The 26,680-nt window shown below is 73.4% G+C and carries 24 protein-coding genes and 1 riboswitch; of the genes, 17 read left to right on the top strand and 7 right to left on the bottom strand.

What is annotated here, in order from left to right; all coding sequences use genetic code 11:
* The first annotated feature begins 134 nt into the window (after positions 1–134).
* Positions 135–366: riboswitch (cobalamin riboswitch) on the top strand.
* Positions 367–501: 135 nt separating this feature from the next.
* The 3 genes from metE to BOQ63_RS39475 all read left to right on the top strand — a co-directional run bounded on the left by metE (position 502) and on the right by BOQ63_RS39475 (position 4,179).
* Positions 502–2,838: a 5-methyltetrahydropteroyltriglutamate--homocysteine S-methyltransferase gene (metE, locus tag BOQ63_RS39485; protein WP_072655905.1), complete on the top strand. Its 2,337-nt coding sequence runs from the start codon at positions 502–504 to the stop codon at positions 2,836–2,838.
* Positions 2,835–3,317 carry an acyl-CoA thioesterase gene (locus BOQ63_RS39480; protein ID WP_079183960.1) on the top strand — a complete coding sequence of 161 codons (483 nt, stop codon included), beginning with the start codon at positions 2,835–2,837 and terminating at the stop codon, positions 3,315–3,317. The genes metE and BOQ63_RS39480 overlap by 4 nt, the downstream gene beginning before the upstream one ends.
* Before the next feature lie 193 nt (positions 3,318–3,510).
* On the top strand, positions 3,511–4,179 hold the full coding sequence (locus BOQ63_RS39475; RefSeq protein WP_072655904.1) for a hypothetical protein: 669 nt from the start codon (positions 3,511–3,513) through the stop codon (positions 4,177–4,179).
* Positions 4,180–4,534: 355 nt separating this feature from the next.
* On the opposite strand, the gene BOQ63_RS39470 is transcribed toward BOQ63_RS39475, so the two are convergent.
* Positions 4,535–5,254: a hypothetical protein gene (locus BOQ63_RS39470; RefSeq protein ID WP_030556052.1), complete on the bottom strand. Its 720-nt coding sequence runs from the start codon at positions 5,252–5,254 to the stop codon at positions 4,535–4,537.
* A gap of 452 nt (positions 5,255–5,706) precedes the next feature.
* On the opposite strand from BOQ63_RS39470, the gene BOQ63_RS39465 reads away from it, so the two are divergent.
* Both BOQ63_RS39465 and BOQ63_RS39460 read left to right on the top strand, forming a co-directional pair.
* Positions 5,707–6,108, top strand: coding sequence for a hypothetical protein (locus tag BOQ63_RS39465; protein WP_030288795.1), 402 nt, complete (start codon positions 5,707–5,709; stop codon positions 6,106–6,108).
* 65 nt (positions 6,109–6,173) lie between these two features.
* Positions 6,174–6,344, top strand: coding sequence for a hypothetical protein (locus tag BOQ63_RS39460; protein ID WP_157881799.1), 171 nt, complete (start codon positions 6,174–6,176; stop codon positions 6,342–6,344).
* Positions 6,345–6,428: 84 nt separating this feature from the next.
* Here BOQ63_RS39460 and BOQ63_RS39455 read toward each other — a convergent pair whose 3' ends face one another.
* Complete coding sequence (locus BOQ63_RS39455; protein WP_150476311.1) at positions 6,429–7,424, bottom strand: LysR family transcriptional regulator; 996 nt, start codon at positions 7,422–7,424, stop codon at positions 6,429–6,431.
* 138 nt (positions 7,425–7,562) lie between these two features.
* Between BOQ63_RS39455 and BOQ63_RS39450 the strand changes: the two genes are divergently transcribed.
* The 3 genes from BOQ63_RS39450 (at position 7,563) to BOQ63_RS39440 (ending at position 10,069) form a co-directional block, all read left to right on the top strand.
* Positions 7,563–8,288, top strand: coding sequence for an SDR family oxidoreductase (locus BOQ63_RS39450; RefSeq protein WP_030288799.1), 726 nt, complete (start codon positions 7,563–7,565; stop codon positions 8,286–8,288).
* 74 nt (positions 8,289–8,362) lie between these two features.
* The gene (locus tag BOQ63_RS39445) at positions 8,363–8,986 is read left to right on the top strand and encodes an ester cyclase (protein WP_072655901.1); all 624 of its coding nucleotides are present in this window, start codon (positions 8,363–8,365) and stop codon (positions 8,984–8,986) included.
* A 114-nt stretch (positions 8,987–9,100) separates the two neighbouring features.
* The gene (locus BOQ63_RS39440) at positions 9,101–10,069 is read left to right on the top strand and encodes an NAD-dependent epimerase/dehydratase family protein (protein WP_072655900.1); all 969 of its coding nucleotides are present in this window, start codon (positions 9,101–9,103) and stop codon (positions 10,067–10,069) included.
* Positions 10,070–10,128: 59 nt separating this feature from the next.
* Here the strand turns inward: BOQ63_RS39440 and BOQ63_RS39435 are convergent, their stop codons facing one another.
* A complete protein-coding gene (locus BOQ63_RS39435) occupies positions 10,129–10,524 on the bottom strand; it encodes an ArsR/SmtB family transcription factor (protein ID WP_030288804.1) in 396 nt (131 codons plus the stop codon).
* Positions 10,525–10,622: 98 nt separating this feature from the next.
* On the opposite strand from BOQ63_RS39435, the gene BOQ63_RS39430 reads away from it, so the two are divergent.
* On the top strand, positions 10,623–12,665 hold the full coding sequence (locus BOQ63_RS39430) for a heavy metal translocating P-type ATPase (protein ID WP_150476310.1): 2,043 nt from the start codon (positions 10,623–10,625) through the stop codon (positions 12,663–12,665).
* 300 nt (positions 12,666–12,965) lie between these two features.
* On the opposite strand, the gene BOQ63_RS39425 is transcribed toward BOQ63_RS39430, so the two are convergent.
* The gene (locus BOQ63_RS39425; protein ID WP_030288808.1) at positions 12,966–13,709 is read right to left on the bottom strand and encodes a G1 family glutamic endopeptidase; all 744 of its coding nucleotides are present in this window, start codon (positions 13,707–13,709) and stop codon (positions 12,966–12,968) included.
* 414 nt (positions 13,710–14,123) lie between these two features.
* Here BOQ63_RS39425 and BOQ63_RS39420 point away from each other — a divergent pair, with 414 nt between their 5' ends.
* The 4 genes from BOQ63_RS39420 (at position 14,124) to BOQ63_RS39405 (ending at position 16,503) form a co-directional block, all read left to right on the top strand.
* The gene (locus BOQ63_RS39420; RefSeq protein ID WP_030288810.1) at positions 14,124–14,822 is read left to right on the top strand and encodes an SDR family oxidoreductase; all 699 of its coding nucleotides are present in this window, start codon (positions 14,124–14,126) and stop codon (positions 14,820–14,822) included.
* Between the two features lie 606 nt (positions 14,823–15,428).
* On the top strand, positions 15,429–15,770 hold the full coding sequence (locus BOQ63_RS39415; RefSeq protein ID WP_072655898.1) for a phage holin family protein: 342 nt from the start codon (positions 15,429–15,431) through the stop codon (positions 15,768–15,770).
* A complete protein-coding gene (locus BOQ63_RS39410) occupies positions 15,767–16,231 on the top strand; it encodes a DUF3618 domain-containing protein (RefSeq protein ID WP_072655897.1) in 465 nt (154 codons plus the stop codon). Before BOQ63_RS39415 ends, BOQ63_RS39410 begins: the two co-directional genes overlap by 4 nt.
* Before the next feature lie 5 nt (positions 16,232–16,236).
* Positions 16,237–16,503, top strand: coding sequence for a DUF4235 domain-containing protein (locus tag BOQ63_RS39405; protein ID WP_030288812.1), 267 nt, complete (start codon positions 16,237–16,239; stop codon positions 16,501–16,503).
* A 474-nt stretch (positions 16,504–16,977) separates the two neighbouring features.
* On the opposite strand, the gene BOQ63_RS39400 is transcribed toward BOQ63_RS39405, so the two are convergent.
* Complete coding sequence (locus tag BOQ63_RS39400; RefSeq protein ID WP_191093630.1) at positions 16,978–17,196, bottom strand: hypothetical protein; 219 nt, start codon at positions 17,194–17,196, stop codon at positions 16,978–16,980.
* A gap of 29 nt (positions 17,197–17,225) precedes the next feature.
* The gene (locus BOQ63_RS39395) at positions 17,226–18,236 is read right to left on the bottom strand and encodes a hypothetical protein (RefSeq protein ID WP_318299394.1); all 1,011 of its coding nucleotides are present in this window, start codon (positions 18,234–18,236) and stop codon (positions 17,226–17,228) included.
* A 303-nt stretch (positions 18,237–18,539) separates the two neighbouring features.
* Here BOQ63_RS39395 and BOQ63_RS39390 point away from each other — a divergent pair, with 303 nt between their 5' ends.
* On the top strand, positions 18,540–19,181 hold the full coding sequence (locus BOQ63_RS39390; protein ID WP_030288823.1) for a carbonic anhydrase: 642 nt from the start codon (positions 18,540–18,542) through the stop codon (positions 19,179–19,181).
* Positions 19,182–19,326: 145 nt separating this feature from the next.
* On the opposite strand, the gene BOQ63_RS39385 is transcribed toward BOQ63_RS39390, so the two are convergent.
* Positions 19,327–20,784, bottom strand: coding sequence for a PTS transporter subunit EIIC (locus BOQ63_RS39385; protein WP_030288825.1), 1,458 nt, complete (start codon positions 20,782–20,784; stop codon positions 19,327–19,329).
* A gap of 227 nt (positions 20,785–21,011) precedes the next feature.
* On the opposite strand from BOQ63_RS39385, the gene BOQ63_RS39380 reads away from it, so the two are divergent.
* From BOQ63_RS39380 to BOQ63_RS39370, 3 genes are all read left to right on the top strand, one after another.
* Positions 21,012–22,844, top strand: coding sequence for an MFS transporter (locus tag BOQ63_RS39380; RefSeq protein ID WP_223886330.1), 1,833 nt, complete (start codon positions 21,012–21,014; stop codon positions 22,842–22,844).
* Positions 22,841–23,311, top strand: a complete 471-nt coding sequence (locus BOQ63_RS39375) for a MarR family winged helix-turn-helix transcriptional regulator (protein ID WP_150476307.1) — start codon at positions 22,841–22,843, stop codon at positions 23,309–23,311. The genes BOQ63_RS39380 and BOQ63_RS39375 overlap by 4 nt, the downstream gene beginning before the upstream one ends.
* A gap of 124 nt (positions 23,312–23,435) precedes the next feature.
* Entirely contained in the window at positions 23,436–26,678 is a 3,243-nt protein-coding gene (locus BOQ63_RS39370; RefSeq protein WP_079183957.1) for an amidohydrolase family protein, read from the top strand.
* Positions 26,679–26,680: the final 2 nt, after the last annotated feature.

Genomic DNA, 26,680 nt, shown 5'->3' with positions numbered 1-26,680 from the left:
TCAACCACTGCTCGTGCCAGACCCGCTGGCCGCGATCCGAACGGCCGACGCCGGTCTGCTCGGCCGCAGACCCGGCCACGGCTTCCACCGGTACTCCGGCTGCTGAACCGGTCGCCGCGGGGCCGCGAGTGCGGCTAGGGTGGGCGTGCAGCTGGTTCGCCCCCGTCCGCCAGGCGGGAGGCGTCGCAAGAGGGAATCCGGTGCGAATCCGGAACTGCCCCGCAGCGGTGAGTGGGAACGAAAGCCGTCAATCAAGCACTGGACAGACGCTCTTGTCCGGGAAGCGACGGCCGGTAGGAGCCGGTACGGCCACCATGGCCCGGCACGCCCGCGAGTCCGAAGACCTGCCACTGCCCGTGCGCCGCAGCGGCGCACGGTCTTCACCGGGACCTCGCGGGAAGGTCGGCGGCGGCACGGGCAGGGGCTCTCGTCCCCCATCGGCCCGCTCCTTCGCGCACCCCTGTCCGGCGGGGTCCATGCGAACTCGCGAAGGAGAGTTCCGTGAACCGCACCACCCACCGCCCCAGCGCGACCGTCCACGGCTACCCCCGCCAGGGACCGGACCGCGAACTCAAGCGTGCCGTCGAGGACTTCTGGGCCGGCCGCAGCAGCGCCGACCAGCTCCTGACCACCGCCGCCGACCTGCGCCGCAAGGTGTTCCAGCAGCTCGCGGACGCCGGGCTCGGCGAGATCCCCAGCAACCACTTCTCCCTCTACGACCACGTCCTCGACGCCGCATGGATGCTCGGAGCCGTCCCGCCGCGCCACCTCGCCGCCGCCCAGGACGCCCGCCCCGGCACGCCGGAGCACACCCTGGCCGTCTACTTCGCCATGGCGCGCGGCACCGAGCAGGCCGAACCGCTGGAGATGACCAAGTGGTTCGACACCAACTACCACTACCTGGTGCCCGAGCTCGGCCCCGACACCGCCTTCCGCGCCGACCCCGGCAAGCCGCTCACCGAGCTCGCCGAGGCCAAACTCCTCGGCCTCACCACCCGCCCGGTCCTGCTCGGCCCGATCAGCTTCCTGCTCCTCGCCAAACCTGCTCCCGACGCGCCCGCGGACTTCCAGCCGCTCACCCTCCTCGACCGGCTACTGCCCGTCTACGCCGAGATCCTGGACGCCCTGCACACGGTCGGAGCCGAATGGGTCCAGCTGGACGAGCCCGTACTCGTCCAGGACCAGCCGCCCGCCGTCCTGTCCGCCACCGCCCGCGCCTACCGCGACCTCACCTCCGCCACCCGTCGGCCGAAGCTGCTGGTCGCCTCCTACTTCGACGCCCTCGGCGACGCCCTGCCCGTCCTCGCCCGCACCCGGGTCGAGGGCCTCGCACTCGACTTCACCGGCCCCGCGGCCGCCAACCTGCCCGCTCTCACAGCCATCGGAGGCGTCCCCGACAAGCGCCTGGTCGCCGGTGTGATCGACGGCCGCAACATCTGGACCACCGACCTCGAACAGAGCCTGGCCACCCTGGCCACCCTGCTCGGGCTGGCCGGGCAGGTGGACGTCGCCCCGTCCTGCTCCCTGCTGCACGTGCCGCTCGACACCGGCCGCGAACACGACCTCGACCCGCAGGTGCTGCGCTGGCTCGCCTTCGCCCGGCAGAAGGTCGACGAGACCGTCACCCTCGCCCGGGCCCTGTCCGACGGCCGTGACACCGTCGCCGCCCAGCTCGCCGCCAACCGGGCCGCCCGCGCCTCCCGTTCGGCCTCCGCCCTGACCTTCGACCGCGAAGTCCGCGCCCGCGCAGCCACCGTCACCGCTCAGGACACCCACCGCCCCCAGCCGTACCCCGAGCGGGCCGCCGCCCAGCAGGCCCGGCTCAACCTCCCACCGCTGCCCACCACCACCATTGGCTCCTTCCCCCAGACCGACGCCCTGCGCTCCGCCCGGGCAGGACTGCGCACCGGCCGGATCGACCACGCCGCCTACCGCACGCGCATCGAGGCCGAGATCAGCGAGGTCATCGCCTTCCAGGAGAAGGCCGGACTCGACGTCCTCGTCCACGGCGAGCCCGAACGCAACGACATGGTCCAGTACTTCGCCGAACAGATCACCGGATACCTCGCCACCAGGCACGGCTGGGTCCAGTCCTACGGCACCCGCTACGTCCGGCCCCCGATCCTGGCCGGTGACGTCTCCCGCCCCGCAGCGATGACCACCCACTGGTACCGCTACGCCGCCGATCTGACGCACCGTCCGGTGAAGGGCATGCTCACCGGGCCGGTCACCATGCTCGCCTGGTCCTTCGTCCGCGACGACCAGCCACTCGCCGACACCGCCCGCCAGGTCGCGCTCGCCCTGCGCGACGAGGTCGCCGACCTGGAGGCCGCGGGCGCCGCCGTCATCCAGGTCGACGAACCCGCCCTGCGCGAGACACTGCCCCTGCGCCGCGACGCCCACCCCGACCACCTCGCCTGGGCCACCGAAGCCTTCCGCCTCACCACCAGCGGCGTGCGCGCCGACACCCAGATCCACACCCACATGTGCTACGCCGAGTTCGGCGACATCCTCCCCGCCATCGACGACCTCGACGCCGACGTCATCTCCCTCGAAGCCACCCGCTCCCGGATGGCCGTCGCCACCGAACTCGCCGCCGCCCGCTACCCCCGCGCCGCCGGGCCCGGGGTCTACGACATCCACGCGCCCCGCGTCCCCGGCACGTCGGAGGTCACCGACCTCCTGCGCGCCGCACTCGACCACCTCCCCGCCGACCGCCTGTGGGTCAACCCCGACTGCGGCCTCAAGACCCGCCACTGGGCCGAAGTACGGCCCGCCCTCGAACACCTCGTGACCGCCGCCCGCGACCTGCGCACCACCCTGGACGGCCGCCGATGACCGCCCCCGCCGACATCACCTCCCGCACCCCGGCCGACTCCGCCGTCACCCTCGCCCACATCATGAGCGAGCACGACACCAACCTCTACGGCACCGTCCACGGCGGCGTCGTCATGAAGCTCATCGACGACGCCGCAGCCGCAGCGGCCGGCCGACACGCCGGAGTCCCCGCCGTGACCGTCTCCGTCGAGGAGATGACCTTCCTCGCCCCGGTCCGCGCCGGCGACCTGCTCACCGTCCGCGCCCAGGTCGACCACGCCGGCCGCACCTCCATGGATGTCACCGTGGCCGTCACCGCCGAACGCTGGAACCTCACCGGCCCCGTCACCCGCGCCGCGACCGCCCACCTCGTCTTCGTCGCCGTCGACGCCGACGGCCAACCCCACCGCGTCCCCGCCCTCCACCCGGCCACCCCGGCCGACCGCCGCCGCCAGGCCCGCGCACGGCGCCGGCGCCGCACCACCGAAACCCGCAGCTAGACCGGAGTGCCGTGGGGCCACGCCGAAAACGGCGAGCCCCACGGCACTCCGGTCGGTGGCTCGACCGACCCATGAGGCGCACAGACCAAGAAGCGGGTCCGGCCGACGCTGCGGCTCCGCCCCGGGACGGCCACCGGCGTGTCGGTGCCACGGTCTACGCTCCCCGGAACCTACGACTTCGGGAAGTGATCGAATGTCCTACGAGGACGACGAGTTCGAGTACGAGTACGAGTTCATGCCCGCGCTGAGCGCGGCCCTGGCCGATCCGTCCGAGGGTGTTCTGACCCGCGACGGCTGGCGGATCGAGCGGCTCGGTCTGATCCGGGGGGCCGCGGGCCACGGCACGATCTACGACCCGCTGGGACCGGAGGGCGGGGGCTTCCCGATGCGGCCCGGCGGCACGCCTGTCTACCTGATCGCCCGCGAGAACGCACCCGGGGTCCCGGTGGCGGTCCTGGTACACCCTGGCGAGACCGTCCCGGTCCGGACCCGGGACTGCGGCGACCGCGTGGCGACCCCGTCCGGTCTGGCCGTGGTGCACGCGAACCCCAGCAGGACCTGGATCGAGCCGGGCACCGGGATGCTCAAGCGTGCCTGGGCCACCTTGCACGCACGCGCCGCCGAGGGCGACAGCTGGAGGCTGGAGAACCTCCGCGAGTCGCTTCAACTCGCCTCGGTGGAACCGGCCGACTGGCCGGTGGAGCCGATCGAGGGCGACTTCGCGAACGACTGGCTGATGATCCCGGACGAGGACGGCACCGGCACCGTGCTGGGCGTCCTGGCCAACCCGGACGGCTCCAACACGACCGAGTGCCTGGACGCCGAGGGCAACACGGTGGCGCTCCTGCTCACCCTCGACTGAGGGCCGCCCGGCGTACTCGTCGCGGAGGGCGTAGGCCTTCCCCTGGTACAGCCACTCGTAGCGGCCCCGGGGCCGCGCGAGGACCGCCTCGAACCAGTCGGCCGCCCGGTGCGCCGCCTCCGTGGGAGCCGGCAGCGGTGAGGGCTGGCCGGCCCCGCACCACCCGGATGTCCTGGACGAAGGTGTGCACGCGGGCGAAGCGGACGTCGCTGGAGTGGGCGCGGGCGGCGCGATGGCGACAGGGCCTCCGGACGGCCGGGAGGAGTGGTGCTCCCGAGCCGCCGAGAGGCCCTGTCGTCAGGCTTCCTCGCGCCTCACCGGCCCGGGCCGCCGCGCAGTGCCGGCAGCTGGCGGGTCAGGCCTTGCGGATGGAGTAGGCGACGCCGCTGCCGTAGCAGTTGCTGCTCGGGTAGTAGCTGCTGACCACCCAGCCCGCCGGGAGGGGCGAGAAGGAGCACACGACGGCGGAGGTCTGAGTGGTGATCTTGAAGAGGGTGTAGGCGACGCCGGTGCCGACGCAGTTGCTGCTGCTGTACGAGCTGGTGACGACCCACCCCGCCGGGATCGGGGACATGGAGCACACACCAGCGCTGGTGTCGTTCGCGACGTTGTGGAGCGAGTAGGCGACGCCGGTACCCGCGCAGTTGCTGCTGCTGTACGAGCTGGTGATCACCCACCCCGCCGGGATCGGGGACATGGAGCACACACCGACGTTGGTGTCGTTGGCCACGTTGTGGAAGCCGTAGGCGACGCCGCTGCCCGCGCAGTTGCTGCTGCTGTACGAGCTGGTCACCACCCACCCGGCCGGCTTGGGCGAGAACGAGCAGATGGTGAGGTTGGTCTGCCCGGCCGTGTCGGTGATCGTGTACGAGACTCCGGTGCCGGGGCAGCCCCAGCTGCTGTACGAGCTCGTGACCACCCACCCCGCCGGTATCGGGGAGTTGGAACAGATGGTGGTGCTCGCTGCGAGCCGCTGCGGGGCCGCCTGCGCCTGCGCGGTCGCGGCGGTCGTCACGCCCAGGAGCATCAGCACGACCGTCAGTACGTGCGAGGTGCGGGTCCGTAAGGTCTTCATGGCAGGCCTCAGATCTTCTCGACGACGCTCTACGACTGCTCTTGTGCGGGTGGAGTGAACGACGGACACACGAATCGTTCACGTCGGCTGAGATGGTGTCAGAGATCGCCCAGCTGCGCCAGGGTACGGCTCGCGGCTCGCCACCACGCGTCCGCAAAGGCTCCGCTCCCGGGGCGTGTTAGGTAAAGGGCCGGCCTGTGGGGCTTCATCGAGGGGCGGTGATCGTGGGCACGCAGCACGGGAAGTCCGGTGCGGCGAGACCTCGCCACCGATCTCCTCGCCACCCCGCGGCCTATCCGACGATCACCGCCGCCACGGCCGGGGCCCGGAGGGCCCGACGCCGCGCCGCGGCGGGCCGCGCCTGACCCGACCACCCCCGCGGCCACGGATAATGACCTGACCGTCGGACGGCCGCGCCCGCGGCACCGAACGATCTGAGAGGCAGAGGACGGATGACCCTGGAGGAAGGACGACGCGTCAGGCTGACGGCGGACCTCGGGATCGGTGAGGCCTTCACCCGCGAGCCCGGCGAGCCCGGCAACCCCGGTGGGCCCGGGACCGTCGTCGGGTTCCTCTCCCTGGGCGTCGGGGCGGAGGGCACCGTCGAGCGGGTGGACGGCGAACTCCCGGAGAGCGAGGAGGTCCGCGAGTACCAGCGGCTCAAGGCGCTCTTCGACGACTACGGGCACACCATGCCGGAGGCCAGCCGGGAGCGGCTGGAGGCGCAGATCGCCGCGCTGGAACCGGAGTGGGCCACGCACCGGGCGCACGGAAGCCGGGTGACGGTCCGGATCCGCCTGGACAACGGCTTCGTCCTCGACGGTGTACACCAGGACGTTCTTGCCGCACTGTGAGAGGGCGTCAACGTGCTTTGCCGGCAACGGGTAGCACGATGCCGAATTGGACGGGAGGCAAACCGATGCCCGATTGGAGCGGAGGCAAGCCGCTGCCCGAGGTGACAGGTGGGAGCGCCGACCGCGACGCGGCGGCCCCCGGCGGGACGAGCCCCGTCGAGGCGGACACTGCGGCGTCCGAGGCTCCGGCCGCCGCCCCGCAGGAAGAGGAAGCCGGAAGCGCGCCGACCGACTGAGGCGCGGCTGACCTGCGGCGGCCGGGCCCCGGCCGCCGCGGTGTTGCGTCCGCGGCGTCCGCGCCCGCTGCCGGATCCGGGGCCTCAGCCGTGGTCGGCCGGCTGCTCGGCGGCCGCTGGGTTGATCCGGGCGCGCTCGGCGAGGAGTTCGGCGAAGGCCACGGTGAGCGGGTCGGGCCGGGTGCGGGTGTAGGCGGTGAGGGTGCGGCGGATCGGCGGGTCGGGGCGGAGCAGGAGCCCGTCGAACTGCGGCGGGATGATGTCGGCCGGCACGAGGGCCGGTCCGAGACCCGCCGCGGCGAGCAGCGGTGCGGCGGAGGTCTGTTCGGCGCGGACCGCCGCCCGGGGGTGGAAGCCCGCGCGGGCACAGGCCTGGTCGAGCAGGTCGGCGAGGCCGTTGTCGGGGGCGTAGTGGACCCAGGCGCGGTCCGCGAGGGCGCCGAGTGCGACGGATCCGGCGGTACGGCCCTCGGACCGGCCCTCGCGCAGCCCGTCGTCGGCCCGGGAGTCGTCGGCCAGGGGGTCGTCGGCCAGGGGGTCGTCGGCCAGGGGGTCGTCGGCGGCCAGGACGACCGTGAACTCCTCGACGCCGAGCTCCCGGATCGGCCCCTCCCAGCCCTCCGGCGCAGGTCCGATGGCGAGGTCGGCCCGGCCCTCGGCCATGGCCTCCTGGAGCCGGTCGGCGTGCGCGTACTCGCGCAGCCGGATCCGCACGCCGGGGTGCTGGCGATGCCAGGCCCGGAGGACCGGCGGCAGGATGCCGAGGCTGATCGAGTAGACCGCGGCGACCTCCAACTCCCCTTCCTCCAGCCCGGTGGCCCGCCGGGCCACCGCCTGCAGCCGGTCGGCCCCGGCCAGCGCGGCGCGGGCGTGCGGCAGCACCGCCCGGCCCGTCGGGGTGAGCCGCACCGAGCGCGGCAGCCGTTCCAGCAGCGGGCCGCCGAGCGCCGTCTCCAGGGCCCTGATCTGGTGGGACAGCGCGGGCTGGGTGACGTGCAGTTGCTCTGCGGCGCGGGTGAACGAGCCGGTGTCGACCACGGCGGCCAGGTATTCGAGCTGTCGGAGTGTCGGGGTTGCCATGAAGGAATTTTATGGCAGCTGTCGAAAAGATGCCTTGGACTCATCACCCCACGTCGGGAGAGGCTCGTGGTGCGGCCGCCGCAGGGAACAGCGGGTGGCCGGAATCCCCTGATGACCCGAACTCGAAGGAGTACTCCCATGTCCGACGGCACGCCTCTGCAGGGACAGCGACTGGTCGTGGTGGGCGCCGGTTCGCGCACCGGACGTGCCCTGGCCAGGGCCGCTTCGGCGGCCGGCGCCGCGGTGGTGCTGGCCGGTCCCGACCCGCGCAAGCTGGAGTGGACGGCCGGCGAGCTGACCGGGCCGTCCGAGGTGATCGCGCTCGACCTCACCGACGAACACTCGATCGCCGGGTTCGCCCGGCGGGCCGGCCGGTTCGACCACCTGGTCTCGACCGCCGCGATGCCCGCCAACGGCCCGCTGAAGGACCTCGAACTCGCCGACGTGCAGCGGGCGTTCGCCGCGAAGGTGATCGGCCCGATGCTGCTGGCCAAGCATCTGGCCGGGCAGGTGTCCGAGCGCGGCTCGTTCACCTTCTTCTCCGGGGTGGCGGCCTGGCGCCCGGCGCCCGCCCGCACGGTGATGGCCACCACCAACGGCGCGCTGGCCTTCCTGGTGCAGGCGCTGGCGGTGGAGATCGCCCCGGTCCGGGTCAACGCGGTCTCCCCCGGCATCGTCGACACCGGTTCCTGGGACGGCCTGGGCGCCGACAAGGAGGCGTTCCTGCGCGGGGTGGCCGAGCGCAACCCGGCCCGCCGCGTCGGCAGCCCGGAGGACCTGGTCAAGGCCGTGTTCTACGCCATCGACAACCCGTACGTCACGGGCACCGTGCTGCACGTCGACGGCGGCGGCCGGCTCGCCTGACCGTCCGTCCGGCCGTCCGGCCACGCCCGTCCGCGAAAATCCACCCCCCGATTCGATCCGAGGAGCAACTCCCCATGTCCTGGCGCACCTTGACCCGCACCGCCGCCGTCGCCGCGACCGTCGCGGCCCTGGCGGCCGGCACCGCCGCCGCTGCCCCCGCCCCTTCCTCCGCCCGCCACGACGGCAACCCCGAGCCCGCCTCGCACTCCTGGCCGCAGCGCCTGCTCGACCGGTCGCCCGACCTGGTGCAGCCGAAGTCGCTCACCGTGGACCGCTCGATCGGCGCCCGGCGTGCGGCCCAGGAGGTCCGACTGGCGCAGCAGTTGTACACCTTCTGGAACACCGGCCGGCAGCGGTACCTGGACGCGGCCATCAGCCCGCAGTTCCGGGACAACACCCTGCCGCCCGGCCGCCCCCAGGGCCCCGCCGGGCCGCTCGCCGCCTCGAAGACCTTCCGCGCCGCCGTGCCGGACCTGACCTGCGAGCTGTCCGACGTGCTGGTCACCGGCGACAGGATCACCGCCCGGCTGGTCTTCCGCGGCCACTTCACCGGCACCTTCAACGGCGTCCGGGGCGAGGGCCAGAGCGTCGAGTTCAACGCCATCGACATCCAGCACGTCGGCACCGACCGGATCGTGGAGGACTGGCACATCGAGGACAACCAGACGCTGCTGACCCAGCTGGGCATCCACGGCTGACGGCTCCGGAGCGCGCCCCGAACACGCCCCCGAACGCGCCCCCGAACCCACGCGGGCCGGGCCAGGACCGCATCGGCCCTGGCCCGGCCCGCGCCGGGCTGCCACCATGGCCTGATGCGCATTCTGATCATGGGCGGCACCAGGTTCGTCGGTTACCACTTCGCCCGGGCGGCCCTCGCCGCCGGGCACGACGTCACGGTGCTACACCGGGGCAGGTCCGGTGCCCATCTGCTCCCGGACGCCACCCACCTCATCGCCGACCGCGACGCCGACCTGTCCGTCCTGCGCGGCCTCGCCTGGGACGCCACCGTGGACGTCAGCGCCTACTTCCCGCGCCAGATCCGCCAGTTGGCCGCCGCACTCGACCCCGGCGCCGCCGGGCGCTATCTCCTGGTGTCCTCCTTGGCCGTCTACGGCACGCCCACCGCCCCGGGGTTCACCGAGCGCTCCCCACTGCTCCCCGCCGACGGGCCCGAGGCCGAGGCGATCACCGCCGCCACTTACGGCGTCCTCAAGGTCCAGTGCGAGCGGGAGGCCCGGGAGTCCTTCGGCCCGGACGTGCTGCTGGTGCGTCCGACCTATGTGATCGGTCCCGAGGACTACACCCACCGCTTCGACCACTGGGTGCAGCGGCTCGCCCGGGGCGGCGAGGTACTGGCCCCGGGCCGGCCCGAGACCCCGATCCAGGTCATCGACGCCCGCGACCTCGCGGACTGGATGCTCGGCCTGCTCGACCAGGGCGCCTCGGGCCCCTTCCACGCCGCGACGCCCCCGCCCTTCAGCATGGGCGACCTACTCGACGCGGTCGCCTCGGCGGTCGCCCCGCCCGGCACCACGCTCACCTGGGTGGACGAGGACTTCCTCGGTGCGGCCGGCGTCCAGGACCAGGCGCTGCCGCTGTGGAGCACCAACCCGCTGATCCGGGCCACCGGCACCGCCGACCCGTCCGCCGCCCTCGCCACCGGCCTCAAGGTCCGCCCGGTGGCCGACTCGGCCCGTGACATCCGGCCGTTCGACCCGCTGCCGCAGACCCTGACCCCGGACCAGGAGGCCGAGCTCCTCACCGCCTGGCACCAGCGCTGAGCAGTCGGCTCCCCGTCGGGACGGAGCCTTCGGGCCGACCCGACGGGGAGTCAACCGAGTCAGTCGAGCGCGGTGTCCGTGCCCGTGTCCGCGTCCGTGTCCGTGTCCGTGTCGGTGAGACCGAGGCGCAGGTGCTCGATGTGGTAGACGGCCTGGTCGAGCAGGGCGGCGACGTGGTTGTCGTAGAGGGCGTAGACGACCGAACGGCCCTGCCGCCGCCCGACCACCAAGCCGAGGTTTCGCAGTAGGCGCAGCTGGTGGGAGCAGGCGGACTGCTCCAGGCCGACCTCGGCGGCGAGTTCGGTCGCCGCGCAGGGGCCCTCGCGCAGACGGGAGAGGATCAGCAGGCGCGAGGGGGTGGCCAGGGCCTGGAGGGTGGTGGCCACCCGGGCAGCGCTGGCTTCGTCCAGGCGGGTGTGCGGGACGGCGGTTGCGGGGGCGGCTCCATGACCCATGCGGGCAATAGTACAACTCATACATGAAGAGGGGTTCATATGTTCATGTATCGTGGATGAGTCACTGGCCCCGCCCTGCCCCGAAGGGTCCCGCCCCCATGCCCACCACTCTGATCGAGCGACCCGCGCCCTCCGCCGCACCGCGTCCCGACACCGCCCCGCGCCGCCGAACCCGGGTGTTCGCCCTCCCCGAGGCCCGCTGGGCCGCCGCCGCGACCGTGCTGTTCCTGATCGCGCTCCCGCTCCAGCTCACCGGCGCCCCCGCCTGGGCCTGGGGTCCGCTGTACGCCCTCACGTACGCCACCGGCGGCTGGGAGCCCGCCTGGGCCGGCCTCCGGGCACTGCGCGAGAAGACCCTCGACGTCGACCTGCTGATGATCGTCGCCGCCCTCGGCGCCGCCGCCGTCGGCCAGGTCATGGACGGCGCGCTGCTGATCGTCATCTTCGCCACCTCCGGCGCGCTGGAGGCCCTGGCCACCGCCCGTACCGCCGACTCGGTGCGCGGACTGCTCGACCTCGCCCCGACCACCGCCACCCGGCTGCTGGACGACGGCCGTGAGGAGAACGTGCCGACCGAGCGGCTGGCGGTCGGCGACACCGTCCTGGTGCGGCCCGGCGAGCGGATCGGCGCCGACGGGCGGGTGCTGGACGGCGCGAGCGAGGTCGACCAGGCCACCATCACCGGCGAGCCGCTGCCCGTGGCGAAGGAGGTCGGCGACGAGGTGTTCGCCGGCACCCTGAACGGCACCGGTGCGCTGCGGGTGAAGGTCGAGCGCGACGCCTCCGACTCGGTGATCGCCCGGATCGTCGCCATGGTCGAGGAGGCCTCCGAGACCAAGGCGCCGACCCAGCTGTTCATCGAGAAGGTCGAACAGCGCTACTCGATCGGCATGGTGATCGCCACCCTCGCGGTCTTCGCGGTGCCCCTCGCCTTCGGCGCGGCCGTCACCGGCTCGCTGCTGCGGGCGATGACCTTCATGATCGTCGCCTCCCCGTGCGCCGTGGTGCTCGCCACCATGCCGCCGCTGCTGTCGGCGATCGCCAACGCCGGACGGCACGGTGTGCTGGTGAAGTCCGCCGTGGTCATGGAGCGACTCGGCCAGGTCGACGGCGTGGCCCTCGACAAGACCGGCACCCTGACCGAGGGCACGCCCCGGGTCACCGACCTGCGCCCGCTCACCGGCTCCGGCCCGACCGACGACGGCCTCACCGGCTCCGGTATCGCCGGCTCCGGCCTCACCACCGACGGCCTCACCACCGACGGCCTGCTCGCCCTGGCCGCAGCCGCCGAGCACCCGAGCGAGCACCCGCTCGCCCGCGCGATCGTGGACGCGGCCCGCACCCGGGGCCTGGCCCTCGCCACCGCCGAGAACTTCGCATCCGCCCCCGGCATCGGCGTCACCGCCACCGTCGACGGCCGCACCGTCGCGGTCGGCGCCCCGGCCCGGCTGCTGAACCGCACCGGGGGCGCCATCGCCGCCCGCGCCGCCGCGGTCGCCGCCGAACTGGAGACCGGCGGCCGCACCGCCGTCCTGGTCGAGGTCGACGGCGTCCCGGTCGGCGTGCTCGGCATCGCCGACCGCCTGCGCCCGGACGCCGCCGCCACCGTCACCGCGCTCACCGCCCTCACCGGCACGGCGCCGGTGCTGCTCACCGGCGACAACCCGCGCGCCGCCGCCCGACTGGCCGCCGAGGTCGGGATCACCGACGTCCGCGCCGGGCTGCTCCCCCAGGACAAGGTCACCGCCGTCCAGGAGCAGGAGAGGGCTGGCCGCAAGGTCCTGGTGCTCGGCGACGGCGTCAACGACGCGCCCGCCCTGGCCGCCGCCCACACCGGCGTCGCCATGGGCCGGGCCGGCTCCGACCTCGCGCTGGAGACCGCCGACGCCGTCATCGTGCGCGACGAACTCGCCACGGTCCCCGCCGTGGTGGCCCTCTCCCGGCGGGCCCGCTCCTTCGTCGTGCAGAACCTGGTGATCGCCTCGGTGTTCATCTCCGCGCTGGTGGTCTGGGACCTGGTCGCCACCCTCCCGCTGCCGCTGGGCGTCCTCGGCCACGAGGGCTCGACCGTCATCGTCGGCCTCAACGGCCTGCGGCTGCTGCGCGAGGCCGCCTGGGCCAGGGCCCGCGCCGAAGGCTGAGCCGTCACCACGGAAAGGCCGTCGCTCCCGGGCCGGGGGCGACGGCCTTCCGCTCGTTCGCGGCCCGGCGCTGAGCGTCACTCGCTCGATATCAGCCGGAAGTCAGGTGTGACCTTCCTCGCCCCGGTCCGGATCACCGGTCTGTGGGCGGCATTCCTGCTGGTGCAGATGCTGATGGGCGCGTACGCGTTCCGGCTGAGCAGGGAGAAGCTCGGGCCGCTGCGGAGCCTGCCGCTCCAGCAGTTCGTGGATGCCGGGTGGACGGGGCCGCACCCGCGGCGCGGCCCCGTCCACCGTCCGTCAGCTGTGCTTCCAGGTCACCGAGAAGGAACTGCCGCCGCTCAGCCCGGAGGTGGTGGCCTTGGTGGTACCGCCCGAGGCCATGGTGATGGCGTCCGGGCTGAAGCCGCCCAGCGCCTGGCCGTTGACGGTGGAGCCGCTGAAGGCGACCGAGCCGAAGTTCGAGAGCGGCAGCACCCCGCTGGAGCTGGAGGGCGCCTCCGCGATCACCTCGGCGGAGGCCAGGGCCGCGCTCTTGAGGGACTTGTTGACGGTGCGGCTCCAACCGGCCGTGGTGTCGGACAGGGTGAGGGTGAAGGACCCGCTGCCGCTGGTGGTGACGCTCGCGGTGAAGTGGTCGCCCGGCCGTACGGTGTTGCTGTAGTTGACCGGGTAGGCCGGGTACATCTCGTACCAGGCCGAGTACACCGGGGAGCCGCTGGAGCAGTCGGCCTCGGTGCCGGTCTGCTCGACCGAGTTGCTGCCGTCGCCGTCGAGGCCGACCCAGAAGCTGGACCAGGTGTCGGTGCCGTTGCAGGACACGGCCGGCTGGACCCAGCTGGCCTTGACGCTGGTGAACCGGCCACCGGTGGCGGCGTATCCGGCCCAGTTGCCGCTGGTGCTGTGCAACAGGCCGCCGCCGTGGTGGGCGAGCGGGGCCTGCACGAGGGTGGGGGCGGTGGCGGCGACGGCCGGTGCCGCGGTGCCCAGGAGGGTCAGCAGGGCGGTGGACACGGCGAGGGTACGCCGACGGACTTCGGGCATGGCTACTCCCTTGTGAGGGTGTGGAGTTGGCCGAGCGTCGACAAAGGTAGACCCGCCGGATCAGGTGCGGATGTTACGGGGACATAACGAAACGCCACTCTGTGAGCTGCTCCATCGGCTCGGTGTCGCCGCCGGTCCCCGGTCCGTCGTGGAGTTCGTACTGCAGCCGCAGTCACGGGGGTCGATGGCCGCGGCGTAGTAGCATCGGGGCCGACGACAGAAGTTGATCACCGGTGGTGTGGCCGAGGCGTACTCGGACCGCCCGCGTCGCCGGCTCATCGGATCGTCGACTGTCACGACATCGGGGGAGCGGCAGCGACTCGCAACGGCCGGGCATCACACGTCGGTTGGCGTTCTCCGGCGCCTGGATCCCGGCGGGGTCGCCGGTACCGCCGTCAAGGAGGAGGTCATCCCATGGAACCTGTCACGTTGATCACCGGCGGTTCGAGCGGAATCGGCGCGGCCACCGCCCGCGGCCTGCTCAAGCAGGGCCACCGCGTGGCGATCACCGGCCGCGACGCCGACAGGCTGGCCGCGTTCGCCACCTCCACCGGCGCGGGGGAACGACTGCTGACCATCAGCGGGGACGCCGCCGACGAGCACCATGTCGCCGCCACCGTGCGGCAAGTCGTGGACTCCTGGGGCCGGTTGGACACGGTGATCGCCAACGCCGGGTTCTCCCTGCCCGGCACCCTGGAGAACCACGACGCCCAGGCCATGCGCACCATGGTCCTCACCAACGTCCTCGGCCCGGCCCTGCTGGTGCAGCAGACGCTGCCTCACCTGCGGCAGTCCAAGGGGCGGATCGTGGTCGTCGGTTCGGTCGCGGGCATCAGGAACACGCCCGGCAACATGTACTCGGTCACCAAGTGGGCCGCACACGCCCTGGTCGAGAACGTCCGGCTGCTGGTGGCCGAGGACGGCATCGGCGTGACCCTCGTCGCCCCGGGGATCGTGGACACCCCGTTCTGGGACGAGCGCGGCGGCTGCCCCGACGCGGCACCGGCCCTGACCGCCGAGCAGGTCGCCGAGACGATCCTGTTCGCCGTCAACCAGCCCGAAGGCGTCGACGTCAGCCACCTCGTGGTGCGGCCCGCCGGCCAGGTCAACTGACCCAGCCCGGGGTCGGGTTGAGCGGCGTCGGCACCGTGGACGTGTTCGACCAGCGCGAGGGCGAGGCCGATGCCCGCGCCGATGCCCGTGCTGGTGTGGTAGCGCCAGTCGCTGACGTGCAAGGCGTCGGGTTCGACGTGCACGCGCGGGTGGCGGCGCGTGCGCGTCCGTGTCGCCAGTGGGTGGTTTGGCGCGGCGACCGCCCGGCAGGCCGAGCGCGGCGAGGACGAAGGCGCCGCTGCACACCGAGGCGACTCGCTGCGCCCGTTCGGCGAGGCTCCGCGCGGCGGCGAGCGGCGGTCCGTCCGGGCCCTCGGTGGCGAAGTGGTCGGCACCTGCGGCCATCAGGGTGGTTCGGGGAGGTCGGGAGGACAGGCGAATTCAGGCCGGGCAGACGACTGGATCGTCTGCCCGGCCTGAATTCGCCTGCTCCGGGTACTCGCGTCCTCATCGGATGGTCGGACGCGCGACGCGGTCCGGCCGGCAGGAGTTCAGAGGTACAGGAGGCGACCGTCGTGTCGAGCACCCAGCCGCACGGTGCCGGGTCCGCCCGAGCGTGGACCGTTTCGGCCATGAGCCGGTGGGCGAGCTGGTGCAGCGGGCCTCGTGCAGCTGACCGAGCCGGTGCGAGACGAACTGTGCCTGGCGCAGGCGGAGAATGAAGGAGAAGGGCAAGCGCTACGGCAAGGGCGGCGTCCTGTTCGGCGGCGCCGCGTGGTCGGATTCCTGACGGCGCAGGCGCTGGTCGCGACCGTGACCGCCGCACTGGCGGTGGCGCTGCCGGTACGGGCAGCCGGGCCGATCGTCACAGCGGCGCTGGGCGTGATCACCGCGACGCCGGTCATGAGTGAGAAACAGGTCGACCGGGCCGGGCCGCCCGCGCCCGAGCGGACCGTCGAGAACGTGAAGGCCGACATGGCCGAGATGAAGGGGAGTGCACACCGATGACCCAGCCGCCTCACGACGAACCCACCGCCTCCAGCCCCGAGGAACTCCGTGCACAGGTCGAGCGGACCCGGGCCGAGCTCGGAGAGACGGTCCAGGCACTCACGGCGAAGGCCGAGGAGAAGGCCGCCGAGGTCAAGGCGCAGACTGCGGCGAAGGCCGGCGAGCTGAAGGAACAGGCCACCCTCAAGGCCGCGGAACTGAAGGCCAGGGCCGCCGACGTGGCCCACCAGGCGCAGGACCGGCTCCCCGAACCGGTCAGGGACAAGGCCGCCCAGGCCGCCGGGCAGGCCCGGGCCAAGGCCGCCGAGGTCGGTCATCTGTGGGAGGAGAAGGCGCCCGAGCCGGTGCGGGAGAAGACCGCCCGGGGGGCGCAGCTGGCGCGGGACAACCGCAAGGTACTGGTGGCCGCAGCGTGTGTGGCTGTCGTGCTGTGGCTGGCCTGCCGCCGCCGGAAGGGGTGAACCGGGTGAAAGCATCGAAGATCGCCTACAGGCCGGTCGCCCTCGTGCTCGGCGCCGTCAGCGGCATGGCCGCGGGAGCGCTGTTCAAGCAGACGTGGAAGGCGCTCGGTCACGGCGAGGACGCTCCGGACGCCACCGACGAAGATCGTTCCTGGCGCGAGGTGCTGCTCGCGGCCACGCTCCAGGGCGCGATCTTCGCCGGGGTCAAGGCGGCCGTCGACCGCGTCGGGGCCACCACCGTCCGCCGTTTGACCGGAACCTGGCCCGGCTGACCCGGAAAGGAGGCCGGAGGGCCGGTGGGACACGGACACCGGTTCTCTGCCGAGCATCCGGCCGTCCCCGGTGACCAGCGGTACTGCCGCCCCGGGCGGGCGTAGTACCCGGGTACCGCCCCGCCGACGAGGTTCCCTCCGGGGTACCGCGGTCTGCCGTTGCGCCGCCGGTAGCGTGAAAGACAGGACAACCGGTCGGCTACGGAGCCGACGGTCCCATCGAGACCGCGGCCCGTTTTCCGGAGCCCCGGACCGTCCCTGCTCGCGACCGGCATCACCGTCAACGGCATTCGGAGGGTGGCATGAACACTGCGACCTGTCTGACCACAAGCGGCCAGCGGCTTGCCCGGACCATCCGGACACCCGGCCCCGCCGTCATCCTCGCAGAGTGGGCCAGAGACGACACCCAGCCGCACCCGACGACACCGCAAACGGCGTGGCACACCCCGGGCGCGCCGGCGGCCACCTGGACCCTCAGGAGTCCGGCGTCACCACGGTACGCATGCCCGTGCTCGTGGGCGGCCGGAGCGTCGGCCCCGCGGCCGGCCCCTTCGGCCTTCTCACCGTGGTGATGACCCGCACCACGTCGTACGGCGCCTTCCCGGCGGGCCCGCCCGCCGGCGCCACGACCGCGACCACGACCACGACCACGACCACGACCACGACCACGACCACGACCACGACCACGACCACGACGCCAACTCCCCGAGCCCTCCCCGGGGTTACGGGGAGTCGGCGGTCGCCGGACCGGGCCTCTCGAAAGTCGACTGGATCCGCCGCTCCCGCCACTGCTCCAAGGTCTGCTGCTGACTCCGGGCCCGCTCCAGCAGGTCGTCGAGGAGCCGCGCGTCCAGCGCGTCGTGGTCGGGGGCCAGCCGGCGCAGGGTCTGCCACCCGGCGGCCTTGCCCTCCACCGCCATGCGCAGCATCTCCAGTTCGAAGAAGGTCGTCAGCGGGGAGCGCCGCACCAGGCGGCCGTTGGTCTTCAGCCGTCCGGCGCGCTCGGCGATCCAGGCCGCGCCGACCTTGTAGCGGCGCACCGGCACGCCCAGGTTCCGCATGATGGCGAGCAGTGTCTTGCGGTCCTCGGCGATCTCGGCCGCGAGTGGGCCGATCTCACGGCCTAGCGGCGATCCGGCGGTCGCCCGGGCCAGGTAGCGCACGCGTTCCGTGCCGCTCGTGGCTCCGGCCAGGTGATCGTTCAGGTAGATGCCCAACAGGTCCGGATCGATCGTGCGCGCGCTGTGGTCCGTCGCCGTGCCGGGGTGGGTTCTGGTCATTGTCGCGTCGTCCTTCAGTCCGCTGTCGGCCGGCGACGGCACCGCCGCTGACCGCTGTGCTGGCCGGTTTCGGTGTACCGGCACGCCGCCGGCACGTTCGTTCGCGTTCCCCGGAGTCAGCCGGCCGCACGCTGCCCGGGCGGCGAGCCATCCGGCCTGCACGGCGGCGTCCAGGAGGTAGGTGGGCCGGAGCCGGCCCAGGGGCACGTGGATCAGGTCGACGGACACCAGGGTCGCCGCCGATCCCACGCCCGCCCGGCGGCTCCGGACCGCTTCCGCGCCGCCGTCCGGCGTCCAGCCGGTGGTGGCCTGCAGGCCACCGGAGGTGTACCGCAGCCACCGGTCGGTCCTGGGGCCGAAGACCCGCTCGAAGCTGCGCAGGTGCAGGAGGAGCCAGGCGCCGCCGACGAGGTTGAACAGGCCTTGCACGCGTGCGACGGTCCGCGGGATCATCGTTCCTCCTCTGCCCCCGCGCGCGACGGGCGCGGTCGCTCGCGCCACCCGCTGCTCCGGCTCGTACGAAGCCACGGCCCGCTTCTGCCCGACGCCCCAGGCACGAAACGGTTGCCCGCCGACACCGGCAGTCGCTCCGGCCGATCACGAGCGAGCGTGATCCGCCACTTCCCCTCCCCGCTGACCGGCAGCTGACCTTCCCCCTGCCGCGCGTGAGTCCGCGGTGACGGTCGGCCCAGGTGGTCGCACTCGGAAGGGTGCCAGTTCCGGGCGGTGACCGGGTGGGGACAGTAGCCTGCGGCCATGACTCTGACGCAGCCCCCCACGCCCCAGGAAGCCTTCGAGATACTGCTGGCCGGTAACCAGCGATTCATCACCGGCACCGTCGAGCATCCGAACCAGGACGCCGCCCGCCGCAGTGAGATCGCGCCCGCGCAGGCGCCGTTCGCGGTGCTGTTCGGCTGCTCGGACTCCCGCCTCGCCGCGGAGATCATCTTCGACCGCGGGCTGGGCGACCTGTTCGTGGTCCGCAACGCCGGTCACGTGGTCGGCCCGGAGACGCTGGGCAGCATCGAGTACGGGATCAGTGTCCTCGGCTGCCCTCTGGTGGTGGTGCTGGGCCACGATGCCTGCGGGGCGGTGGCCGCAGCCAGGGCCGCTGTCTCGGACGGCACCACGGTGCGCGGGTACGTGCGCGACGTGGTCGAGCGGGTCACGCCCAGCGTGCTGGCTGCCCGTGCGGCCGGGCGCGTCGAGGACGCGGACTTCATCGCGGAGCACGTCCGGCACACGGTCAACCTGCTGATGGAGCGCTCGCGCGCCCTGGCCCACGCCGTCGAAGCGGGCAGTGCCGCCGTGGTGGGCCTGTCCTACCAGCTGGCGGACGGAGCCGTGCACCTGGTCACCGCCCGCGGCGTGGAGATGGCGGCCGACGCCGTGGTCTGACGTCAGCGCTCCCGCAGCCCCGGGGGCCGCCCTCGCGTTGTCGCGCTGCGCCGATCACGCTGCGCCGATCACACCGGGGCACACCCGAACGGCCCACTGCGCACCGGCGACGACGCCACCGGCACCGCCGGCCCGGCGCGTTGGGCTACTCGGCCGCGAGGGCGGGGGCGGGCTCCGCGGCGGCGGCGTTGTACTCCGCGAGCGTCTCCCGGGTGAAGCCGAAGAAGTAGGTGCCCAGGAAGCCCACCGCGTACCCGGTCAGCAGGCCTCCGCCGTAGACGGCGGCGCCGGCGGCCATCCCGTGCGGGCCGGCCAGCAGCGGGAACAGGGCCCAGCCGGACGGGCCGACGGCCGTCGAGCCGACGGCGCCGCCGAGTTGGCCGGCCGCCCCCACGAAGGCGCCCCCGGCGGCACCGCCCACGCAGGCCGTGACGAACGGGCGGCCCAGCGGCAGGGTGACCCCGTAGACCAGCGGCTCGCCGATCCCGAGCAGTCCGGCCGGCAGTGCGGACCTGATCGTCGCCCGGACGGAGGTGTTGTGCCGCAGCCGCAGGTAGACGGCCGCGGCACAGCCGACCTGCCCGGCCCCCGCCATCGCGAGGATCGGCAGCAGGACGGTGGAGCCCTGCTGCTGGATCAGGGTGGTGTGGATCGGGATCAGCGCCTGGTGCAGTCCGAGCATGACCAGCGGCAGGAAGAGGCCACCGAGCACCAGCCCGGCGAGCAGCCCGCCGTGGGCGAGCAGCCAGGTGGCGGCGTGGCCGATCGCGGTGGAGACCTCCCCGGCGACGAACATCAGGCCGAACAGCGCGGCCAGCCCGCCGAACAGGACGGTGACGGTGGGAGTGACCAGGACGTCCAGCGCCTCGGGCACGACCCGCCGGGTCCACTGCTCCAACCGGACGGCCAGCAGCGCGGCGAGCAGCGCCCCGACCACCCCGCCCTGCCCGGGGGTGAGGTGGTGGCCGAACGCCTCCACCTTGGCGACCCCCGCGTAGACGGTCACACTGGCGACGGCCCCGCCCAGCACCGGCGTGCCGCCGAACTCCTTCGCCGTGTTGTAGCCGACGAAGACGGCGATCAGCGACATGAACCCGGAGGAGACCGGCCCGAGGGCGGTGACCAGGCCCGGGGCCCACTCGAGGTTGGCGAGCGCCCCGGCGAGGGCGGCGACGATCCCGCAGCCGATCAGGGCGGGGATCAGCGGGACGAAGACGTTGGCGATCCGGCGCAGCATCCGCTTCACCGGCGTCGCGTTGCGCACCCGGGCCTCGGCCCGGATCCGGGCGCCGCGCCCGGCGAGGTCCTCGGCGCCGGGGGCGGCCGCCGCGGGGGCGGGATCACCGCCGGAGTCCAGCAGCCGGCGCAGCTGCGCGGTGACCCCGGCTACGGCACCGGGACCGAGGACGATCTGGTAGGTGTCGTCCTCGACCGTGCCCAGGACGGCCGGCAGCGCCCCGAGCGCCTCGCGGTCGACCAGCGAACGGTCCGCCAGGCCGAGCCGGAGCCGGGTCATGCAGTGGGCGACCGAGCGGATGTTGGGGGCGCCGCCGACCAGCGGGAGGATCGCCTCGGCCACGGCGCGGTGCTTCTCGTCGGACATGCCAGGGGACGTACCCGGTTGGTCAGGGCGCTCAACCGGTGGCCCGCCGGGGCCTGTCGCCCGAACGGGTGCCGGGACTATCGTTAGTTGGCGGAAGCTATCGACATTTCCACTCCGATCCGCGGCGGGCCTCGGGAGACGCTTCCCCGGGACAGCGGGAGGCAGCGGTGGCGACACGACTCTCCGGCGGCGGCAGGACCGGGCGACGGCGACCGGCCCGTACGGGTGTGGAAGCGGACCACCCCCGGTACAAGTGGGTGGCGCTGTCCAACACCACTCTGGGCACCCTGGTCGCCACCATCAACGCCTCGATCGTGCTGATCTCGCTGCCCGCGATCTTCAACGGCATCGGCCTGGACCCGCTGCAGCCCGGCAACGTCGGCTACCTGCTGTGGATGCTGATGGGCTACATGCTGGTCACCGCCGTCCTGGTGGTGACCCTCGGCCGGCTGGGCGACATCCACGGCCGGGTGCGGATCTACAACGCGGGCTTCCTGATCTTCACCCTCACCTCGGTGGCCCTGTCCCTCGACCCGCTGCACGGCGGGCCGGGGGCGCTGTGGCTGATCGGCTGGCGGGTGGTGCAGGCGGTCGGCGGCTCGATGCTGATGGCCAACTCGGCGGCGATCATCACCGACGCCTTTCCGGCCCGGCAGCGCGGCACGGCGCTCGGGGTCAACATCGTCGCGGGCATCGCCGGGTCCTTCATCGGCCTGGTCCTGGGCGGGCTGCTGGCCGAGTGGAACTGGCGCTCGATCTTCTGGGTCAACGTGCCGATCGGCGTCCTCGGCACCGTGTGGGCCTACCGCTCACTGCGCGAGACCGGGGTGCGCAAGCCCGCCCGGATCGACTGGTGGGGCAACATCACCTTCGGGGTCGGCCTGACCGCCCTGCTCGCCGCGATCACCTACGGCATCCAGCCCTACGGCGGCCACACCATGGGCTGGACCAACCCCTGGGTGCTGGCCGGGCTGTTCGGCGGGGTCGCGCTGCTGGCGGTGTTCTGCCTGGTCGAGGCCAGGACCGCCGAGCCGATGTTCCCGCTCTCGCTCTTCCGCGACCCGGTCTTCACCGGCGGGAACGCGGCGACCCTGCTGGGCTCGATCGCCCGCGGCGGGCTTCAGTTCATGCTGATCATCTGGCTCCAGGGCATCTGGCTGCCGCTGCACGGCTACGACTACGCCGACACCCCGCTGTGGGCGGGCATCTACCTCGTCCCGCTGACCGTCGGCTTCCTGGCCGCCGGGCCGATCTCGGGCTACCTGTCGGACCGCGCCGGGGCCCGGCTGTTCGCCGCGGGCGGGCTGGTGGTGATGGCCGCCTCGTTCGCCGGGCTGCTCCTGCTGCCCACCGACTTCGGCTACCCCTGGTTCGCGCTCCTGGTCTTCCTCAACGGTCTGGGCGGCGGCCTGTTCGCCGCCCCCAACACCTCGCTGATCATGTCGAGCGTGCCGGCCGCGGCCCGCGGCGCCGCCTCCGGCATGCGGGCCACCTTCCAGAACGCCGGGATGGTGCTGTCGATCGGGGTCTTCTTCTCCCTGATGGTCGCCGGGCTGGCCGGCTCGCTGCCGCACACCCTCACCGCCGGGCTGACCGCGCAGGGCGTGCCCGCCGCCGACGCGCGCACCATCGCCTCGCTGCCTCCGGTGGGCACCCTGTTCGCCGCGTTTCTGGGCTACAACCCCGTCCAGCAGTTGCTGGGTCCGCAGGTGCTCGGCGGGCTGCCGCCGGACCACGCCCGGACGCTGACCGGCCGGGAGTTCTTCCCCCAGCTGATCTCGGGGCCCTTCCACGACGGCCTGGTCGTGGTGTTCTGGCTGGCGATCGCGATGTCCCTGGTCGCCGCGGCCGCCTCGCTGGTCCACGGCCGGCCCCGGACCGCCGCCGAAGCCTCCCCGACCACGGCGGCCGAGGCCGGCCCGCCGGCAGCCGACCGTCCGGCCGCCGACCGGTCCACGACCACCCACCGGTCCGCACCCACTGGCCGGTCCCCGTCCACTGGCCGGTCCGCGGCCGCGGCGGACCCGGGCGCCCCGCGTGCGACGGAGCAGGGGCCGTGAGCGCGGACGGCGGCGGGCTCTCCGCCGAGGCGGTGGTCCGGCTCCGGCTGGCGATCGGCCGGCTCAACCGCCAGCTGGTCCGCGCCTCCGGCGACCAGGACCTCACCTCCGCCCAACTCTCCGCCCTGGCCCGGGTCGAGCAGCACGGTCCGCTGCGGCTCGGCGAACTCGCCGCGCGCGAGGGTGTGGCCGTCCCGTCCATGGTCCGTACGGTCGCCCCGCTCGTCGCCGACGGCCTGATCGCCAAGACCCCCGACCCGCAGGACGGCCGCTCCCAGCTGCTCGCCCCCACCGGGCACGGCCGGGACACCCTCGCCCGGATCCGCCGCGAGCGCACCGCCCTGCTGGCCAGGCGCAGCACCCGCCTCAGCCCCGAGCAGTGCCGCGCGCTGGAGGCGGCCCTGCCCTTGCTGGAACTCCTCCTCGACGAGCCCGACACACCCGCCCGGCAGCGGCCGATCGCCTGAATTCCCTTCACCAGTAGGCAGCTTGACGGCGCGAAGATTGAAATGCGCCGCTCCCGCTCCCCCTTCCCGACGACAATGGACATGTCGAGAACCACGGGTCCATGGTGACGGGAAGGGAGCGGGTGTGTCGTTTCTCCGGGACGGGCACGAGCGGGAGTCCAGCGGACAGGGATTCAGCGCAAGGGAGTTGAGCCGGCGCGGGTTCATCGGGGCGGCCGCGCTCGCGGGCGCCGGAGCGGCACTCGGACCGGCCGCCACGACGGCAACGGCAGCGGCAGCGTCCGCGGACGCCCCGGCCGCACGGCCGTCGAGGGTGCTGGAGTTCACGGCCGGCACCAACGCGGCCGTGACCCTCTCCCCCGGCGGCGAGCGGATGATCATCGAGGTCCAGGGCGTCCTGTGGGGCCTGTCGCGCCACGGCGGAACCGCGACCGCGCTGACCGCTCCCGGGCTGGAGCCGACCCGCCCGGTATGGTCGCCGGACGGGTCGACCGTGGCCTTCTGCGCCTACCAGGACGGCGGCTTCCACCTCTGGGCCATGGCGCCCGACGGGTCGAACCTGCGCCAGGTGACCAGCGGCTCGTGGGACGACCGCGGGGTGTCCTGGTCCCCGGACGGGCGCCGCCTCGCCTTCTCCTCCGAGCGCGCGGGTGACGCGGTGTCCGGCAGCTCGTACGACGTGTGGACGGTGGAGCTCGCCACCGGCCGGCTGACCCGGCTGACCGACCAACCGGGCGTCGAGGACTACGACCCCTCCTGGCACCCGGACGGCGAACGGGTCCTCTTCGTCCGCTCGGACGCCTCCGGCGCCCGGACCATCGCCTCCGTACCGGCCGCCGGCGGGCCGGTACGGGTCGAACGCACCGTGGACAGCGGCACGGTGACCTGTCCGGTGGTCGCCCGGGACGGCCGGCTGGCGTACGTGTGGATCGGCGACTCCTCCGCCGCCACCTCCTACCTGGCGGCGAGCGCCTCCCTGGCCGTCGACGGCACCGTGGTCTCGGGCGACGAGGACGTCTCACCGCTGCCGCCCTGCTGGACCCCCGACGGCGGGCTCGTCTACTTCGCGAACGGCCGGATCACCGACCGCTCCCCCGACCTGGCCACCGCCAAAGAAGTCCCGTTCACCGCCCGGCAGGAGGCGCCCCGGCTCCAATACCGGCGCAAGGTGCGGGACTTCGACTCCACCGCCGAGCGGGACGTGCGCGGCATCCACCTGCCCGCGCTCTCGCCGGACGGTCGCTCGGTGGTCTTCTGCGCGCTCAACGCCCTGTGGCTGCTGCCGATCGGCGGCCGGCCGCGCAAGCTGTTCCAGGCCTCCCCCGCCCACTACGTGCAGATGCCGTCCTGGAGCCGGGACGGCCGCAGCGTGCTGTACGTCCACGACGGGGATACCGGCGGAGACACCGGCGGGGACACCGACGGCGACGGCCTGGGCGCCGTGCACCGACTGACGCTGGACGACGGCACCGACACCGTCCTCGCCCGCGGAGGCCGGTTCAACCCGGCGCTCTCCCCGGACGGCACCCGGCTGGCCTGCCAGGACGTCCTGGGCAACCTCCTCCTGGTCGACCCCGCCACCGGCGCCGAGCACCGCCTCGCGACGCCCCTCGGCGGCAACGGCCTTCCCGGCAGGCCAAGTTGGTCCCCCGACGGCCGCTACCTCGCGCTCTGCGACCGCAACCGCCTCAACCACCGCTTCCGCGAGGGCTACAACGTCATCCGGGTGATCGACACCCGGGACGGCTCCTCGAAGTCCTTCCTGCCACTGCCGGACACCTCGGTCGCCGACCGCTGCGACAGCGGCCCGGTCTGGTCGCCCGACGGCCGCTGGCTGGCGCTGGTCGTGGAGTCCGCGCTGTGGGTGCTGCCGGTCGCCCCGGACGGCACGCCCACGGGCGAACCCCGGCGGCTCACCGACGAGGCCGCCGACCACCCGTCCTGGTCGGGTGACTCCGCCCGGCTACTCCATCTCACCGACGGGAAGCTGCAGTTGATCGGCCGCGACGGGGCCGACCGGCGCACCGTGGCCGTTCCGCTGCGCACCGCCCGCGCCCTGCCGCCGCGCTCGGACGTCACCCGGATCCACGCCGCCAGGCTGTGGGACGGCACCGGCGAGAACGTCCGCGAGGACGTCGACATCGTCGTCACCGGCAATCGCGTCACCGCGGTCGAACCGCACCGCTCGGGCGCGCGCCGGGCCGGGGAGCGGCTGGTCGACGCCACCGGCTGCACCGTCCTGCCGGGCCTGTGGGACTCCCACACCCACCCGTACCAGAACACCTACGGCGGTCGCGAGTCCCGCCTGCTGCTCGCCTACGGGATCACCGGCACCGCCTCACTGGGCGGTTTCGCCTACGAGCAGGCGCGCATCCGCGAGTCGGTCGACGCCGGGGTGATGGACGGCCCGCGCTTCCTGACCACCGGCGAACTGCTGGACGGCAGCCGGGTGGCGTACAGCATGGGCCGCGCCCACCGCACCGCCGACGGGGTGCGGCGCAGCCTGGAGCGCGCCGAGGCGCTGGACTACGACTTCGTCAAGACCTATGTGCGCGCGCCCGCCTGGATCATGGCGCAGGCAGCCAGGACCGCGCACGAGCGCCTCGGAGTGCCCGCGGGCAGCCACCTCCTGACGCCCGGGGTGCAGGTCGGGCAGGACCTCACCACCCATCTGTCGGCCACCCAGCGGCAGGAGTACAGCCGGGTGGTCTCGCCGACCGGGCGCGCCTACCAGGACGTCCACGAGATCTACCGCGGCGGGTCGTTCGCGATCGTCATCACCCCGTTCTCCGCGTTCTACCTGCTCGGCGACGACCCGTCGCTGGCCGAGGACTCCCGGGTAACAGCGCTGATGCCGCCCTGGGACGCCGCCGGTGTGCAGCACCAGGCGCAGACGGCCGCCGCCCCGGGCCAGCGCCGCGCCGTCCGGACGGAGATGGACGTCTACCGGAGGATCATCGCGGACGGCGGTGCCCTTGCCCTGGGAACGGACTCCCCGCTGACCCCCGTCGGCCTCCAGGTCCACCTGGGGCTGCGCGCCCTGGTCCGGTACGCGGACCTGTCCCCTGCCCAGGCGCTGCGCACGGCCACGGTGACGCCCACCCGACTGTTCGGACTGGCCGACGACCTCGGCACGGTGGAGGAGGGCAAGCTCGCGGACCTGACGGTGGTGGACGGGGATCCGTTCCACGACTTCGCGGACCTGGCCCGCACCTCCTGGGTGATGCGGGACGGCATCGTGCACCGACGCGCGGACCTGGTCGGCAACGGGCCCCGGGCTCCGCACCCAGCCCGGCCGTCGGTCTCCGGAGAGGACTGGCACGCCGTCGGTCAGGCCCTGCGCCGCGACGGCTGCTGCGCCCTCTAGCG

It is taken from the genome of Streptomyces viridifaciens, from assembly GCF_001888885.2.
GTDB lineage: Bacteria > Actinomycetota > Actinomycetes > Streptomycetales > Streptomycetaceae > Kitasatospora > Kitasatospora aureofaciens.
Note: the sequence above shows the minus strand (reverse complement) of the source record. Positions and strands in the feature narration are given on the sequence as shown.